Origin of the sequence: Sutcliffiella tianshenii, from assembly GCF_016908565.1 — a bacterium.
Lineage (GTDB): Bacteria > Bacillota > Bacilli > Bacillales > Bacillaceae_I > Sutcliffiella_A > Sutcliffiella_A tianshenii.
In genome coordinates, this window is record NZ_JAFBED010000021.1 from 1 (window position 1) to 14,624 (window position 14,624).

At 44.8% G+C, this 14,624-nt stretch carries 20 protein-coding genes; 5 read left to right on the top strand and 15 right to left on the bottom strand.

Features of this window, described 5'->3' with window-relative positions; all coding sequences use genetic code 11:
• Positions 1–687 precede the first annotated feature (687 nt).
• Positions 688–924, bottom strand: a complete 237-nt coding sequence (locus tag JOC95_RS21200) for a hypothetical protein (protein ID WP_204420237.1) — start codon at positions 922–924, stop codon at positions 688–690.
• 145 nt (positions 925–1,069) lie between these two features.
• On the opposite strand from JOC95_RS21200, the gene pdaB reads away from it, so the two are divergent.
• Positions 1,070–1,837: a polysaccharide deacetylase family sporulation protein PdaB gene (pdaB, locus tag JOC95_RS21205; protein ID WP_204420240.1), complete on the top strand. Its 768-nt coding sequence runs from the start codon at positions 1,070–1,072 to the stop codon at positions 1,835–1,837.
• A gap of 35 nt (positions 1,838–1,872) precedes the next feature.
• Here the strand turns inward: pdaB and JOC95_RS21210 are convergent, their stop codons facing one another.
• A complete protein-coding gene (locus JOC95_RS21210; RefSeq protein ID WP_204420242.1) occupies positions 1,873–2,487 on the bottom strand; it encodes a KinB-signaling pathway activation protein in 615 nt (204 codons plus the stop codon).
• A 158-nt stretch (positions 2,488–2,645) separates the two neighbouring features.
• Here JOC95_RS21210 and gerD point away from each other — a divergent pair, with 158 nt between their 5' ends.
• Positions 2,646–3,278: a spore germination lipoprotein GerD gene (gene gerD / locus JOC95_RS21215; RefSeq protein WP_204420244.1), complete on the top strand. Its 633-nt coding sequence runs from the start codon at positions 2,646–2,648 to the stop codon at positions 3,276–3,278.
• Between the two features lie 42 nt (positions 3,279–3,320).
• Here gerD and JOC95_RS21220 read toward each other — a convergent pair whose 3' ends face one another.
• The 3 genes from JOC95_RS21220 to JOC95_RS21230 all read right to left on the bottom strand — a co-directional run bounded on the left by JOC95_RS21220 (position 3,321) and on the right by JOC95_RS21230 (position 5,738).
• Complete coding sequence (locus tag JOC95_RS21220; RefSeq protein ID WP_204420246.1) at positions 3,321–4,370, bottom strand: P-loop NTPase; 1,050 nt, start codon at positions 4,368–4,370, stop codon at positions 3,321–3,323.
• Between the two features lie 139 nt (positions 4,371–4,509).
• Positions 4,510–5,232 carry an N-acetylmuramoyl-L-alanine amidase CwlD gene (cwlD, locus tag JOC95_RS21225; protein ID WP_204420248.1) on the bottom strand — a complete coding sequence of 241 codons (723 nt, stop codon included), beginning with the start codon at positions 5,230–5,232 and terminating at the stop codon, positions 4,510–4,512.
• Positions 5,233–5,294: 62 nt separating this feature from the next.
• On the bottom strand, positions 5,295–5,738 hold the full coding sequence (locus JOC95_RS21230) for a YbaK family protein (RefSeq protein WP_204420250.1): 444 nt from the start codon (positions 5,736–5,738) through the stop codon (positions 5,295–5,297).
• Positions 5,739–5,901: 163 nt separating this feature from the next.
• On the opposite strand from JOC95_RS21230, the gene JOC95_RS21235 reads away from it, so the two are divergent.
• Genes JOC95_RS21235 through cotJC form a run of 3 tightly spaced genes read left to right on the top strand, consistent with a single transcriptional unit; the run spans position 5,902 to position 6,991 of the window.
• Positions 5,902–6,138, top strand: coding sequence for a spore coat associated protein CotJA (locus JOC95_RS21235; RefSeq protein ID WP_204420252.1), 237 nt, complete (start codon positions 5,902–5,904; stop codon positions 6,136–6,138).
• 5 nt (positions 6,139–6,143) lie between these two features.
• Positions 6,144–6,404 carry a spore coat protein CotJB gene (locus tag JOC95_RS21240; RefSeq protein WP_204420254.1) on the top strand — a complete coding sequence of 87 codons (261 nt, stop codon included), beginning with the start codon at positions 6,144–6,146 and terminating at the stop codon, positions 6,402–6,404.
• 17 nt (positions 6,405–6,421) lie between these two features.
• Positions 6,422–6,991, top strand: a complete 570-nt coding sequence (cotJC, locus tag JOC95_RS21245) for a spore coat protein CotJC (RefSeq protein WP_204420257.1) — start codon at positions 6,422–6,424, stop codon at positions 6,989–6,991.
• Between the two features lie 62 nt (positions 6,992–7,053).
• Here the strand turns inward: cotJC and JOC95_RS21250 are convergent, their stop codons facing one another.
• From JOC95_RS21250 to JOC95_RS21295, 10 genes are all read right to left on the bottom strand, one after another.
• Positions 7,054–7,650 carry a TetR/AcrR family transcriptional regulator gene (locus tag JOC95_RS21250; RefSeq protein ID WP_239583065.1) on the bottom strand — a complete coding sequence of 199 codons (597 nt, stop codon included), beginning with the start codon at positions 7,648–7,650 and terminating at the stop codon, positions 7,054–7,056.
• Complete coding sequence (locus JOC95_RS21255) at positions 7,637–8,902, bottom strand: MFS transporter (protein WP_204420262.1); 1,266 nt, start codon at positions 8,900–8,902, stop codon at positions 7,637–7,639. The genes JOC95_RS21250 and JOC95_RS21255 overlap by 14 nt, the downstream gene beginning before the upstream one ends.
• 603 nt (positions 8,903–9,505) lie before the next feature.
• Entirely contained in the window at positions 9,506–9,898 is a 393-nt protein-coding gene (gene rpsI / locus JOC95_RS21260; RefSeq protein ID WP_010191551.1) for a 30S ribosomal protein S9, read from the bottom strand.
• Between the two features lie 20 nt (positions 9,899–9,918).
• Positions 9,919–10,356 carry a 50S ribosomal protein L13 gene (gene rplM, locus JOC95_RS21265; RefSeq protein ID WP_010191550.1) on the bottom strand — a complete coding sequence of 146 codons (438 nt, stop codon included), beginning with the start codon at positions 10,354–10,356 and terminating at the stop codon, positions 9,919–9,921.
• Between the two features lie 163 nt (positions 10,357–10,519).
• The gene (truA, locus tag JOC95_RS21270) at positions 10,520–11,266 is read right to left on the bottom strand and encodes a tRNA pseudouridine(38-40) synthase TruA (RefSeq protein ID WP_204420264.1); all 747 of its coding nucleotides are present in this window, start codon (positions 11,264–11,266) and stop codon (positions 10,520–10,522) included.
• Positions 11,267–11,281: 15 nt separating this feature from the next.
• Positions 11,282–12,076 carry an energy-coupling factor transporter transmembrane component T family protein gene (locus JOC95_RS21275; protein WP_204420266.1) on the bottom strand — a complete coding sequence of 265 codons (795 nt, stop codon included), beginning with the start codon at positions 12,074–12,076 and terminating at the stop codon, positions 11,282–11,284.
• Entirely contained in the window at positions 12,069–12,944 is an 876-nt protein-coding gene (locus tag JOC95_RS21280) for an energy-coupling factor ABC transporter ATP-binding protein (RefSeq protein WP_204420268.1), read from the bottom strand. Before JOC95_RS21280 ends, JOC95_RS21275 begins: the two co-directional genes overlap by 8 nt.
• On the bottom strand, positions 12,920–13,759 hold the full coding sequence (locus JOC95_RS21285; RefSeq protein ID WP_204420270.1) for an energy-coupling factor ABC transporter ATP-binding protein: 840 nt from the start codon (positions 13,757–13,759) through the stop codon (positions 12,920–12,922). The genes JOC95_RS21280 and JOC95_RS21285 overlap by 25 nt, the downstream gene beginning before the upstream one ends.
• A 258-nt stretch (positions 13,760–14,017) precedes the next feature.
• The gene (gene rplQ / locus JOC95_RS21290; protein WP_204420272.1) at positions 14,018–14,380 is read right to left on the bottom strand and encodes a 50S ribosomal protein L17; all 363 of its coding nucleotides are present in this window, start codon (positions 14,378–14,380) and stop codon (positions 14,018–14,020) included.
• A gap of 75 nt (positions 14,381–14,455) precedes the next feature.
• Positions 14,456–14,624 (bottom strand): DNA-directed RNA polymerase subunit alpha C-terminal domain-containing protein (locus JOC95_RS21295; protein ID WP_204420274.1); only part of this gene is annotated, 169 nt, incomplete at its 5' end.

Here is a 14,624-nt window from a genome sequence, read left to right on the forward strand (position 1 = left end):
TGTATTAGGCACGCCGCCAGCGTTCATCCTGAGCCAGGATCAAACTCTCCAATAAAGAGTTTGAGCTTATGCTCAAATGTTGACTAGCTTATGTTTCTTTTTCGTTCTTTGTTAATCCCTATAAGATTAACGTGGACGCTGTTGTTTTGTTTAGTTTTCAAAGATCATTTCAATCGTTAAATCGCTCAGAAGCGACTTTATTAATGTACCACATCGACCTTGTTGAAGTCAACATGTTTTTTGTTTTTTTATCGTGCGATCGTTTTGTCTCTCGCAGCGACGAATAATAATATACCACGGTTTTCAAACGAACGTCAACTACTTTAGAAACATTTTTTCAAAAAGTTTTTCACTCTATTTTGTTATGTAGAAAAGCATTGAATTGAAGATCGGGCCCGTCCCCCAGGAAGTGCGGATTTTGTTGAAATATGCGTTTTATCGATATCCCCTTTCTTTTCGTGGATATATTGTTATTTTCATCGATAAAATTCTATTTTCGTTGATATCGAGGCCGGATTCGTTGATATATTGAAATTTCCGTTGATATACGGGTTTCAGCCCTCTGCTGCGGCTCGCATCATCGGCAACATCGGTAATATCGAATCGATTTGAAATTTCCACATAAAAAAGACTCCCGCAAGGCATATCACTCTGCCTTGCGGGAGCTTCAGTAGAATTTTGAACCCCTTAAAGGGACTCCCGTTCCCCGTATACCGCTTTAGAACGAATGTATTGCATGCATTCGGTTGGGTGGGCCACCCTTTTGAACATGTTGAAGAGAATCTGATATCGTTCCTCCATTGCATGTTTGACGACCCGATCTATGCGGTTATCTTCAAAATCATGAAGTAGCTCTTCCAATTCACGCTTCAGCAGGTATTCCATTTCTTTTACTTCCTTATTGTTGAACAGCATCCCTATCATTTCTTCACCTCGAAAAAAAATCGTTATAATGTATTTTTTTCCACCAAACCAGTTTTTATGAAACATTTTCCCAAATATTTTTTTATCATAAGTTTTGTCCCATTGAATAATTATTAATTAGATACCGTGGACAAGGGGGAGACGTATGAATTTTTTCTATGTGATTAACGGAAGAAAGTTCAAGCAATTATCCATCATCATTTTGGCTTCTTTCTTTACTGCAGGGATTTTATATATAGAGAATTTCACTAACTTACCGGTTTTTTCAACGAAGGATGGACAGCCGGTCGCATTCTATAAGGGCGAAGGGAAAGTGAAGGAAATTGCCTTATCCTTCGATATAAGCTGGGGGGATGAAAAGGCGTTGCCGATACTTGATACGCTAAAGGAGAATAACGCTACTGGTGTGACGTTCTTTTTATCTGCTTCCTGGGCGGAGAGGCATCCGGAAGTTGTGAAGCGGATCACAGAGGATGGGCATGAGATCGGGAGTATGGGCTATGCATATGAAAACTACCGTGATATGGATGACCTGAAAGTGAAACGGGATATGCTGAAGGCGATCGAAGTATTTGAAAAACTCGGAGTGAAGGAAGTAAATCTGCTGCGCCCGCCAAAGGGATCCTTCGATAAGAGGATCTTGAAGATTGCCAATTCACTCGGTTTTACGATTGTACATTGGAGTGTCGATTCCCATGATCTGATCAATCCTGGCAAGGATATCATCATTGATAATGTGACGAAGAATTTAAGCAACGGAGATATCATCCTGCTGCATGCTTCTGATTCAGCCAAGCAAACGGAGGCTGCCTTGCCGGATATCATCCAGCAGATTAAAGCTAAAGGTTATGAAATCAGCTCTGTTACTGATCTGATCAATAACACAAAAGCCAATAGCAAGGAAATACAATAATAACAAAGGGCGCCCCGTTGAGGACGCCCTTTGTTTTATTTTGCAGTTGCCGCTTTCCCTTTCGCCTGGTTCAGTTTGTGCAGGACCAGCAGCTGATAGGAGTTGCATGCCAGCAACGGGAAAAGCATCAATAGTAGCCAGCTTGGTTCATTTTCACGCAGCACCGGAAACCATTCCACTGTCGTTACCACTACCATGAAGAATAAAGCAGGGATAAAGGCATGATGGTTTGTCTGTGCCTTTTTTACGTAGGCTACAAGAAGACCATAGAAAAGCAGGAAAATCGGGAAAGCTAAGTAAGGCAATAAAGAATCTCCATCATTTGCAAACGCGATATAACGGAAATAGACAAGATCGAATAATACAAAGACGATCAGCACCACTTGAACGGCGCTCCATAATGATTTGAAGATGCCAAGTCCAAACCGGTGGACGGTCAGGTAGGCGAAGAAACCCATTTGGCTGATGATACTGAATATAAGTCCAATTCCTATATACCAGAAGATGACCGACAGAACCTGCAGATATTCTCCATTGGCAAATTCGGCTGTATGTTGATCCCAACGAACTATAAACGCAACAATAACGGTACTTACTGCTCCGATTAGTAGCGTGGAAAGAAATAATCGAACCCAATTACGACTGTTCACTTTTTCTTTTCCTCCATATAAAACAGTTTAACTACACTATAAATGATTGTACCAATCCAGCCAGTAAAAATCCATCATGCCCCTTGTTCAAATTTGTATATTTCATTAATTTTGTCACATATTAAGCATATGCGAAACCTGTTGGAAGGAGTTTTCTTATGAAAAACTACCTATTGCCGTTTTTCCTCTTATGTTTCCTGCTTTCTGGTTGTGCGCAGGGAGAAGAGGGTGGCGGCCAGATGGATTATGAACAAACCAAGAAAATGGTTGTGGATATATTAAAGACAGACGATGGCAAGAAAGCGATCGAAGAGATCATGACAGATGAAAAGATGAAACAGAACTTCGTATTGGACCAGGAGGTTGTAACTGGCGCCATTCAGCAGACGCTGGATAGTGAAAAAGGGGCGGAATTCTGGAAAAAGGCTTTTGAGGATCCGAAGTTTGCAGAGACCTTTGCAAAAAGCATGCAAAAGGAACACGAAAAGCTGATAAAAGACCTCATGAAGGATCCTGAATATCAAGGATTGATGATCCAGGTGCTGCAGGATCCCGAAATGGAAAAGCAGTTGGTCAAGGTTTTGACGGGCAAGGAGTTCAAGACACATCTGCAAAAAGTGATCACCGAAACGTTTGAAAGCCCACTTTTTAAAGCCAAACTACAGGAGCTGCTCCTTAAAGGCGCCTCTGAAATGCAAGGCGGGCAAAAGGAACAGGGTGGCGGAGGCGACTCCCAGCAAGGAGCCGGCAGTGAAAGCGGAGAGGATTCCGGTGGCGGTGGCGGACAATAACAAGAAAGGCAGACCAATTAATTCGTGGCCTGCCTTTTTCCCTTATGTCAGTTCTACTACTTTTGATGCAATATCCAGATAGATTTTCCCGAGGTTATGGTCATTCTGATAGATGGAAGGCGCAAAGTCCTCCTCGTCCCAATCAGGCTGTTGAAGCGGCAATTGACCGAGCAGTGGCGCCTGAAGCTCTTCTGATAGCTTCTTCCCTCCGCCTTGGCCGAATACGTATTCTTTTTCGCCTGTCTTCTTGCTTTCAAAATAGGCCATGTTCTCGATGACACCGATTACTTCGTGGTTGGTCTTGATGGCCATCGCCCCTGCACGCGCCGCTACAAATGCAGCTGTCGGATGTGGAGTGGTAACGATAAGCTCCTTACATGATGGAAGCATTGAATGGACATCGAGTGCCACATCGCCTGTCCCCGGTGGCAGATCAAGCAGAAGATAATCCAGGTCTCCCCATTCCACTTCATTGAAGAAGCTGTTCAGCATTTTCCCAAGCATCGGGCCTCTCCAGATGACAGGTGAATTGTCCTCCACGAAAAAGCCCATCGAGATGACTTGTACACCGAAGCGCTCCACAGGGATGATTTTTTCCCCTCGCACTACAGGGCGTTTAGTTATCCCCATCATATCCGGTACACTGAAGCCGTAGATGTCCGCATCAATCAGACCTACTTTTTTACCAAGGCGCGCCAAGGAAACTGCCAGGTTGACGGAAACAGTGGATTTACCGACCCCACCTTTTCCACTTGCTATCGCAAGGAAGGTTGTTTTGTTATTTGACAGCAGGTTCTCTTCTTTTCCTGCAGCCGCGGTTGCACCGAAGCGATCGATCACTTCTCTAGGCAATTCGGTGAAACGCAGTCCTACAGTTGCCGCTCCGGCCTCTTTCAGGATGTTGACGATTGCTCCTTGCAGCTGCATCTGTTCTGCCGTCCCCGTTTTAGCGAGTGCAATTTTTACACTGACATGGCTTTTCTCTTCCTTGATGGAAATCTCTTCGATTGCATTTGTCTCTTCGAACGTTTTATGTAAAATTGGATCATGTAGATCCTTCAGTAGTTGTACCACTTTTGCTTCTGTTAGCATGCTGACCCCACCCCTGTACATTATTGTCTTTATAAAGATGAATTCGTTTACAATTCTAGTATAACATATCTCCTGACGGGTTGAACGGATTAAAGCATGAAAGGGAATCATGAAAATGGCCTATAAAAAAGATCCCCTTTTATTCTGGAGGATCTTCAAGCTCTTCTTCGACGGTATAATGACGCATAATCCCGTTATAGACGGATGCTGCCAGCTTCTTCTGGTACTCTTCAGAGCTCAAAAGCGCCCGCTCTGAAGGGTTTGATAAAAAGCCCACCTCCACGAGTGCACCAGGAATTTCCGCCTTTTTCAAAATGTAAATGCCGTTGATGGACTTTGCATAGCGGTCGGTATTCCCCAGATTCACCCGGAGTTCATCCTGTATGAATTTTGCCAACCGCTCGTTTTCATTTGATTCGGAACGCTGATAGAAGGTTTGGGCCCCTTTCCACCTTGGCGAGGGGATCGCATTCAAGTGGATGCTGATGAACAGGTCCCCATCCGATTCATTTACCATCTCCACCCGCTTCTTCAGGTCTTGCACCTTCCGTCTGCTGTAGCCTTTTGTTTTCGGATCTGCCAGGTCTACATCCTCCTCGCGGGTCATCAGGACAAGCGCCCCCTGCTCCTGCAAATAATCCCTCAAATGCAGGGAAACCTGCAGCGCCACATCCTTTTCTAATATATCCCCTCCTACAGCACCACCATCCGGACCGCCGTGACCTGGGTCAAGTATGATTATTTTACCGCTTAGCGGAAGATTCCATTGTTCCCATGTATCCTCGCTAAAGAACTGAAACTGTATCGAAAACAGTAGAATAAGGCCTGTAGTCAAAAGCGCCCAGAACTTCCACCTTCGCATATGTATCCCTCCCGCATGTCCTCATGTTTCACTATATGGGACAAGACGGAGGATTATGATAATTAGTGAAGCCTCATCCGATACCTTTTTTCGCCCTTGTGGAAGCCTTCCCTCCACCAATAGTCGATGAAAGCTTCACAGGTCATATAAAAGGATTCATGGATAAGGTCATTCTCCCCGATCGCTCCCCAATAAAGGAAGTAATCGTACAACGTGTCTATCAAGTATTTCTCCTCGACATGGCAACGCGTCTTTACCTTTTCGACGTTTTCGCCATGGTAGCCGAACTTGCTATAGGACGCACCCAGAAGATAGGCCTCGATCGCTACATCCAGGCAGCCCTCTTCTATTGCGGTAATCGGTTGTCTTTTATGTTTTAAGTATGGATTGAAAAAATCCTTCACTTTTGTTCTCAAAATTTCCAGAGAGATTTCGCGAAGCATCTTGCGCTCGTATTTCATCTGCTTTTCTCTTCGCTTCTCTTTAAAGGTTGTCAGTACTGTCAACTTTTTCACACCCTTTCACCATTTAGTTTCCTAATGGTGCGGAGCTTTCATGCGCGGAAAGTTTGAGTACGTTTTTCCAAGTATGAATTTGGGGAAACCTGAATTATTTGTTGTATCCGGAATATAAATGCTAGGAGAAGGATAGAGAGTGAGGTATATCAACATGAATGATGATCAAAAAACCTTTACCAAATTGAAATCCTACATTCCTTATCACAGCCCTTTTGACCCTTGTCCTCCCATCGGGAAGAAATATTATAGTACACCGCCAAATCTGTATCTTGGGTTTCAACCACCAAACCTTCAACAGTATCATCCACTTGAAGCACTGAAGAAAGGGACGCTCTGGCCGGTTTTTTATGACTATTATGAAAATCCGTATGAAAAGAAAAGGAGGTAAGCCAAGTGACAAACTCTCTCCCTCCTGAGTATTATCAGCTACTTGAAGAAATCCAGGCAGTCGACTTTGTCCTGGTGGAATTGACCTTATATCTGGATACCCATCCCGATGATGAGAAAGCATTAGATCAATTCAATCAGTATGCGGCATACAGTAAGCAGATCAAGAAGAATTTTTCAGCAAAATTCGGCCCTCTCATGCAAGGTGATGTCAATTCCAGGGGTCGTTGGGACTGGGGAAGCGGTCCTTGGCCATGGCAGGTTTAAAGAAAGGAGGATGACCTATGTGGGTTTATGAAAAGAAACTGCAATACCCCGTAAAGGTGAGCACCTGCAATCCGACACTGGCGAAATATCTAATTGAACAATACGGTGGCGCAGACGGGGAGTTGGCAGCTGCGCTCCGTTACTTGAATCAACGGTATACGATTCCCGATAAGGTTGTCGGGCTATTGACGGACATTGGTACAGAGGAGTTTGCACACCTGGAAATGATTGCGACGATGATCTATAAGCTCACTAAGGATGCCACTCCTGAACAGCTAAAGGCTGCAGGTATAGGTGACCATTACGTCAATCATGACAGTGCCCTTTTTTACCATAATGCAGCCGGGGCGCCTTTTACCGCTACATATATCCAGGCAAAAGGAGATCCTATTGCAGATCTCTATGAGGATATAGCGGCAGAAGAGAAAGCGAGAGCTACGTATCAATGGATCATCAATATGTCGGACGATCCGGACCTCAATGACTCCCTTCGATTCCTGAGGGAAAGGGAAGTCGTCCATTCCCAACGTTTCCGAGAAGCTGTGGAGATTCTAAAAGAGGAGCGGGACCGGAAGAAAGTGTTTTAGCTCTTGTTATTTACTTGCCCCGTAAAAAAATGGTGGGCCATTATGTCCCACCATTTTTTCATTTAGTATTTATTGACTCCTAACGCCATTTTTAAATATTCCACAAACAGAGTGGCCTGTTCTTTTATCTTCAGGTCTTCCTTCGGTAATATCGCATCCTCCAAGGCTAAGCCATCAAAAAAGGACACAATGGACCGGGCAAGAACTTTACATTCATATTTCGCACTGAATTCCCCGCTCTGCTGCCCCTGTTCAATAATATCCGTATAGATTTTCAGCCCAGTATTATACCGGGTCGTGCCATATTCTCTTCTGCGTTGATTATTTCTTCCGGTAATGAAAAACTCCAGATTGGAAGGGGCCATGGGATCCATTTTATCGTTCGGCTGCTGATCGCTTCCAAAGATGGCTGTCATGAGCAGCTCCCAGTGGGAATGGATTTCCTCCTCAAACAAAAGCTCTGCTTCCTTTGTAGAATGTGCCAATCTTTCTTCCAGTAACGTTTCATATACATCTTCCTTATTGGAAAAGTATTGATACAAGCCTCCCCTGCTTACATTCGCAGCATCCATGATATGCTTCATGGTGGTCTGCTCGTATCCATGCTCCATAAAAACTTCCTTTGCCTTTTCCAGTATCAAAGCTCTACGTTGCTCCATGTGTAGCTTGCTCACTTTTGGACTCACGCAAATTCCCCCGCTCTATCTTGTTTCTAAAAATATACCCAACTGCCGAGATGACAATCAAAAGGGTTGCAGTAATGAGAAATGTCGGAATGACCCCTATAACTGTAGAGAGCCACCCTCCCAACAATGGACCGATAATGGTCGCAGTCGTGGTCACACTGTTTATCACGCCAAATACTCTTCCTGTCATGTGTACAGGTGTTCCGGTTTGGACAGATGCTTGGAAAGGTATAAAAACCAAGCCTGCAGCAAATCCTGCCGTCAACCCTAATGCCGGACCCCATACTGTGGACATGGCCAGGTCAGCGCCTGTAAATGCCGACAGCATCGAAAAGCTGATTCCTAAGCCGAAAACCCCCAGCAACATCAAGCTTAAGGCATGATAATCCGTTTTTTTCGCCAGCAGGCCACCAGAAACGAGCATACCCACACCAGATGCAGTAACAATAAAACCGAATAAATCTGGAGAAGCCTGCGTGAGCTCCCTTATCAGCACAATAATCTGCGAGTCCGAAAGCTGTAAAATTAAAAGGCTGATGCCTAGTACCAGCATCCCTACCAGCAGATAGCGACTGCTTTTGATAAACGCCAATCCTTCTAAAAATTCCTCTTTAAAGGTCGCTTCCCCTTTTTCTTCCGTATCTTGGTCCTTTAATACAGCAACCGTCTTTGGCAGCGCCAATAACAGAAGTGCCGAAACAAAGAACGTAGCAGCATCTATATAGAATACCGGCGCCGTCCCGAACGCCGTTACCAATAAACCGCTCAACAGTGGCCCTAAAACTTTCGTGCTCGCATCAATCATTGAAGTAAAGGACATGGCGCTTTTCATGCTTGCCTCCTGTACAAGCTCCTTGAGTTTCCCATTCTTGGCTGGCACAAACACTGCCGACAGCATACCTATGACAAACAAGCACACATAAACCGTCCATATCGAGCTTGCAAATGAGAGAATCAGGATCAAAACCCCTCTCCCTACATCTGAAACCACCATTAGCGTCCTTCGGTTCAAGCGGTCCGCAATTGTCCCGGTAAACGGCCCCAGAAGAGCCATCGGAATCGCCAAGCAAAGAATGATAAAGGAAACCTCCATCGGTGACGCTTCCCACTTCAACCCTACAAGCGTAATAATCGCTACAATACTAAGCCAATCACCAAGACTCGATATCAGCTGGGCAAGCATTAACGTCAAGAATCCCCTATTTTTACCTAACCCCTTCTCCATTCCCCATCCCCCCCTATAATAACGACACGTGTGTCTGTTTAATTTCATTATACTGACACACGTGTCGTTTTACTACAGTTTTTCAAAAAAAATCTGTTAAATACCACTGTTGATTTCTAGATCTGCTTTGCCCAGCGTACTTCCCCATCAAACGCTACATCCCCGCAGAACTAGTAATCGTGGATGGATAGAAGTATTCATAAGCCTCATGAAGACCAATACGCTTGCCATCTTGTGGAGAATATGTCTTCATAACTAAGATGATGACCTTTTCGCTTGCCATCAAGCAGAGAATAGGTCTTCATAACTCAGATGATGACCTTTTCGCCGGCCATCTTGTAGAGAATAGGTCTTCATAACTCAGATGATGACCTTTTCGCTTGCCATCAAGCAGAGAATAGGTCTTCATAACTGAGATGAAGACCTTTTCTCCGGCCACCATGTAGAGGATAGGTTTTCATAACTCAGATGAAGACCTTTTCTCGGGCCATAAGGTCTTCATAACTCAGATGAAGACCTTTTCAACAAAATTTATCAAAAATCTTCTTTACAAAGCAAAAAAACTCCCAGCCATAAGGCTGAGAGTTTCTGTATATCCGAAGATTAACGTTTTGAGAACTGAGGTGCACGACGAGCGCCCTTAAGTCCGTATTTTTTACGCTCTTTCATACGTGCGTCACGAGTTAGGAACCCTGCACGCTTCAAAGTAGCACGGAACTCAGGATCAGCTTGCAATAATGCACGAGCGATTCCGTGACGGATCGCACCAGCTTGACCAGTGTATCCTCCACCGTCAACGTTTACCAATACATCGTAGTTACCTTCTGTTTCAGTAACTGCCAATGGTTGTTTAACAACGTTACGTAGAGCTTCGAATGGGATGTAGTTTTCGATATCACGATCGTTGATCACGATTTGTCCGTTACCAGGAACTAGACGTACACGTGCAACGGAGCTTTTACGACGACCAGTGCCGTAGTATTGTACTTGTGCCAAAGTTATACCCTCCTTATTAATTAACCGCGAAGTTCGTAAACTTCAGGTTGTTGTGCTTGGTGTGGATGCTCACTACCAGCGTATACATTCAATTTTTTAGCTTGTTGACGTCCAAGACTTCCTTTTGGAAGCATGCCTTTGATTGCAAGTTCTAACATCTTTGTAGGATAGTTAGTACGCATTTCCAAAGCAGTTCTTTGCTTTAATCCACCTGGGTGCATAGTGTGACGGTAGTAGATCTTCCCGTTTAACTTGTTTCCAGTTAAGTGAATTTTCTCAGCATTGATGATGATTACATGATCTCCAGTGTCTACGTTTGGAGTAAAAGTTGGTTTATGTTTACCACGTAAAATGGATGCAACTTCACTTGCTAGACGACCTAAAGTTTGACCTTCAGCGTCTACCACGTACCATTTACGATTGATTTCGCTAGCTTTCGCCATAAACGTTGTACGCATTGATTTTTCCCTCCTAAAAATTTAAAGCTTTTTATTTGTCGTATCATATATTTTAAGTTATCACGATAAAACTCTTCCGGGGCTTGATCGTGGGGCTAAAATACATACCATGTGATATCTTATATCTTTTTTGGGATATTGTCAAGAAAATGTTACACCAGGTTTAGTTGTCATCATAAACGACGTCCCATAAGTATAAACCGTGGGCTGGTGCGGTCTTTCCTGCAGCCTTTCTATCCCTTGATTGAAGAATAGCTAAAATTTCCTTCGGCTGTTTTTTTCCTTGTCCCACTTCCAATAGTGTGCCTACGATGATCCGGACCATATTGTACAGAAAGCCGTTGCCGACGATACGGAAAACAAGCTCTTCCCCGCCTTCCGAAATCTCCAGTTCATATATGGTCCGGACTTTATCCTCCACCTCGGTTTTCGCAGAACAGAAGCTGGTGAAGTCATGTTCCCCCAAAAAGTGCCTGGCTGCCTCGCGCATGCCCTCAGAGTTGATGGGATAAGGATAATGGAAGACCTGATCCCGATGGAACACATCAAAATCCTTGCTTAAGCTCACCTTGTAACGGTATTCCTTCTTCACGACATCAAAGCGTGCATGGAAGCATTCTGGCACAGCTTCCACATGCCTTACCCAGATATCTTTTGGCAGATGGGCATTCATCGCCTTCTGCCAGGCTTCATCCGGAATGGAAAGAGGCGAATCGAAATGAATCACCTGTCCCATTGCATGGACTCCCGCATCAGTGCGGCCGGAAGCGGAAACCTTGATTTCCGTCCCCTTGTGAATCCTCGTTAACGCCTTTTGCAGTTCAAGCTGCACCGTACGCTTTTCTTTTTGTATCTGGTACCCTTCAAACCGGGACCCATCATAGGATATTATGCATTTCATTCTATTCATCGCATCTAGACTCCATTATGTTCGTATCAGAACCAAAATAAACGTAAGGGCACCAAGTACTGCCATTAAAAGCGTATCCTTTGTGCTCCACTCGAGAAGCCGGAATTTCGTGCGCCCTTCACCGCCTCTGTACCCTCGTGCCTCCATGGCTGTAGCGAGCTCCTCAGCGCGTTTAAAGGCAGAGATGAAGAGTGGGACAAGCAAAGGGACGAGCGCCTTTACACGCTCCTTTAAAGGCCCTGTCGTGAAGTCGACCCCGCGGGCACTTTGCGCCTTCATGATTTTATCCGTCTCCTGCATAAGGGTCGGAATGAACCTAAGGGAAATGGACATCATCAAAGCCAGCTCATGTACAGGTACACCAAGCTTCTTGAACGGGCCGAAAAGAGTCTCCATCCCGTCCGTGACCTCGATCGGTGTTGTAGTCAACGTCAGTAAGGTCGTAATGGTAATAAGGAACAGGAATCGCAGGGAAATGAAGATGGCCTGCCTGATTCCCTCTTCGTAGATTTCAATGAACCCTATTTTATAAAGAAGTGTCCCTTCCTTTGTCAGGAACACATGGAATATCATCGTAAAAATGATAATCCACAAGATCGGCTTGAGACCTTTCAATATGAAGGGGATGGGAATCCTGGTTAACAGGACTACCCCTAAGGTGAAGGCACCCAATAGGGCATATCCCCACACATTATTTGCAAGGAAGACAATCAGGACAAAGATGAAGACAAGTAGCAGTTTTGCCCTGGGATCCATCCTGTGAACAATGGAGGTGCCAGGCACATAACGCCCGATGATCAGGTTATTCATGCTGTCCCTCCCCTTCTTGCACCATAGAGGCGATTGCCTCTGCGGCTTCGTCGATGGTCAGGCAGATGCCTCCAAAATTCCTGCCAAGCCGATCCTCAAGCTTTTTCATGAATAGGACCGTTTCCGGTACATCCAAGCCAAACCTCTGGATTTCCTCTGGATTGGAAAAAATCTCACGCGGGGTTCCCTTCATACCGACCGTGCCATTGTGCATGACATAGATCGAATCGGCATACATCGCTGCATCCTCCATGCTATGTGTCACAAGTATCGTCGTCAGATTCTTCTCCTTATGCAGGGAATAGAACAGATCCATGATCTCTTTACGGCCCCTTGGATCTAATCCTGCAGTAGGCTCATCAAGGACGAGCACCTCAGGCTCCATGGCCAGGACACCTGCGATGGCAACCCTCCGCATCTGCCCTCCGCTTAGATCAAAGGGGGATGACTCCAGATACTTTTCGGGCAGACCAACCAGTTTCAAGGCAGCTCTTGCCCTCTTTTTTGCCTCTTCCTCTGACACGCCAAAATTGATCGGTCCAAAACAGATATCACGTTCCACTGTTTCCTCGAAAAGCTGGTGTTCAGGAAATTGAAACACGACTCCGACCTTTTTGCGCAGCGCCTTGATATTCTTTTCTTTTTCAGAAGCTTTCAGGGTAAAATTCCCTATTTGAATCGTCCCTTTAAAAGGACGCAGCAGTCCGTTAAGATGCTGAAGGAGTGTAGACTTCCCAGATCCCGTATGCCCGATGACAGCACTGTAGGAGCCATCTGCTATTTCCATATCGACATCATACAGTGCCACTCGTTCAAAAGGAGTCTTCGCCTGATAGCGATGCTCTAGATTTTGTATGTTAATTTGCATAGCTCATCCATCAGCCTTTCACTCGTTGTCGGGTTTGACTCAAGGGTTACACCTATACTTTTTAGCTTATTGGCTAAGCTGATGGCAAAAGGCAGATCCAATCCTATTTGAACAAGCTGCTCGCCAAGCAGGAAAATATCGCTAGGCGTACCTTCAGCAAAGACTTTCCCGCCATTTAATACAATGATATGGTCGGCTCTTGATGCTTCCTCGAGATCGTGTGTGATGGAAAGGACCGTCACTCCCATTTCCTTTCTCAATTCCTCTATCGTCTGGATGACCTCTTTCCGACCGATGGGATCGAGCATACTTGTCGCTTCATCCAATATGATGATGGCCGGCCTGAGCGCGATGACACCTGCGATGGCTACACGTTGCTTTTGGCCGCCTGAGAGTTGATGTGGTTCTTGGGTTAAAAAAGATTTCATCCCAACTCTTCTAATGCTTTCTTCTACTCGCTCTATCATTTCACTGCGAGGGACCCCAATATTTTCTAAACCAAAAGCTACATCATCCTCTACTGTGGATCCAACAAACTGATTATCGGGATTTTGAAAGACCATCCCTACCTGACGGCGAATATCCCAAAGCTTCTCTTCTGATAACTCCATCCCATTAATGATCACAGAACCTTCTGTCGGCATCTGTAAACCGTTCAAGATCCGTGCAAGCGTGGATTTTCCAGAGCCATTATGCCCTACAATTGCAGTCCATTCACCCTGCTTGACCTCAATATTGATATCCTTCAGCGTATCCTCTTCCTGATTGGGATAACGGAAGAACAAATTCTTCACTTTTAGAATCGTGTCAGTCATGAATCTTTCTCCTCTCTTCTCACCTTGTCTCCACTCACTCTTACATATCATAACGTTTCAGTCACTTCCCTAAGCCGCGTATAGGGAAGTGAGCCGAGACTGATATTTCTGCAAAAAAATAAAGGGCATGATCAGTCATTACAACTGCCCGCCCTTATTTATGACTGAAAATAGAAAGTTTAAAAAGTCCGGTAAAAAAAGCGTTGAGGTTGATCGCAGCTTTTTTTGTCCTCCTTTTTAAACCACTATCACAATAGATTATACTAACTCGATGATTACCATTGGTGCTCCGTCTCCGCGACGAGGTCCAAGTTTCATAATACGAGTGTATCCACCTTGGCGCTCACCGTAACGTGGAGCGATATCAGCGAATAATTTTTGTACTGCGTCCGCACCAGTTTCCTCGTTTGCCACTTCATGACGAACGTAAGAAGCTGCTTGACGGCGAGCATGCAAATCTCCGCGCTTTCCAAGAGTGATCATTTTCTCTACAACAGAACGTAATTCCTTCGCACGTGCTTCTGTAGTTTCAATGCGCTCACTGATGATTAAGTCAGTTGTTAAGTCACGTAGCATCGCTTTACGCTGTGCGCTTGTACGACCTAATTTTCTGTATCCCATGTTGATGTTCCCTCCTTCTGTAGAAAGTAATGAAACGTCCAAACACATAAAGATGCCTAGTTTTACGAATAAAAACTAGTCATCTTTACGCAAGCCTAAACCTAGTTCTTCTAGTTTGTGCTTGACTTCTTCTAGAGACTTTCGGCCTAAGTTACGAACTTTCATCATATCTTCTTCTGTTTTATTCGCAAGTTCTTGAACAGTGTTGATGCCGGCACGCTTCAAGCAGTTGTAAGAACGAACA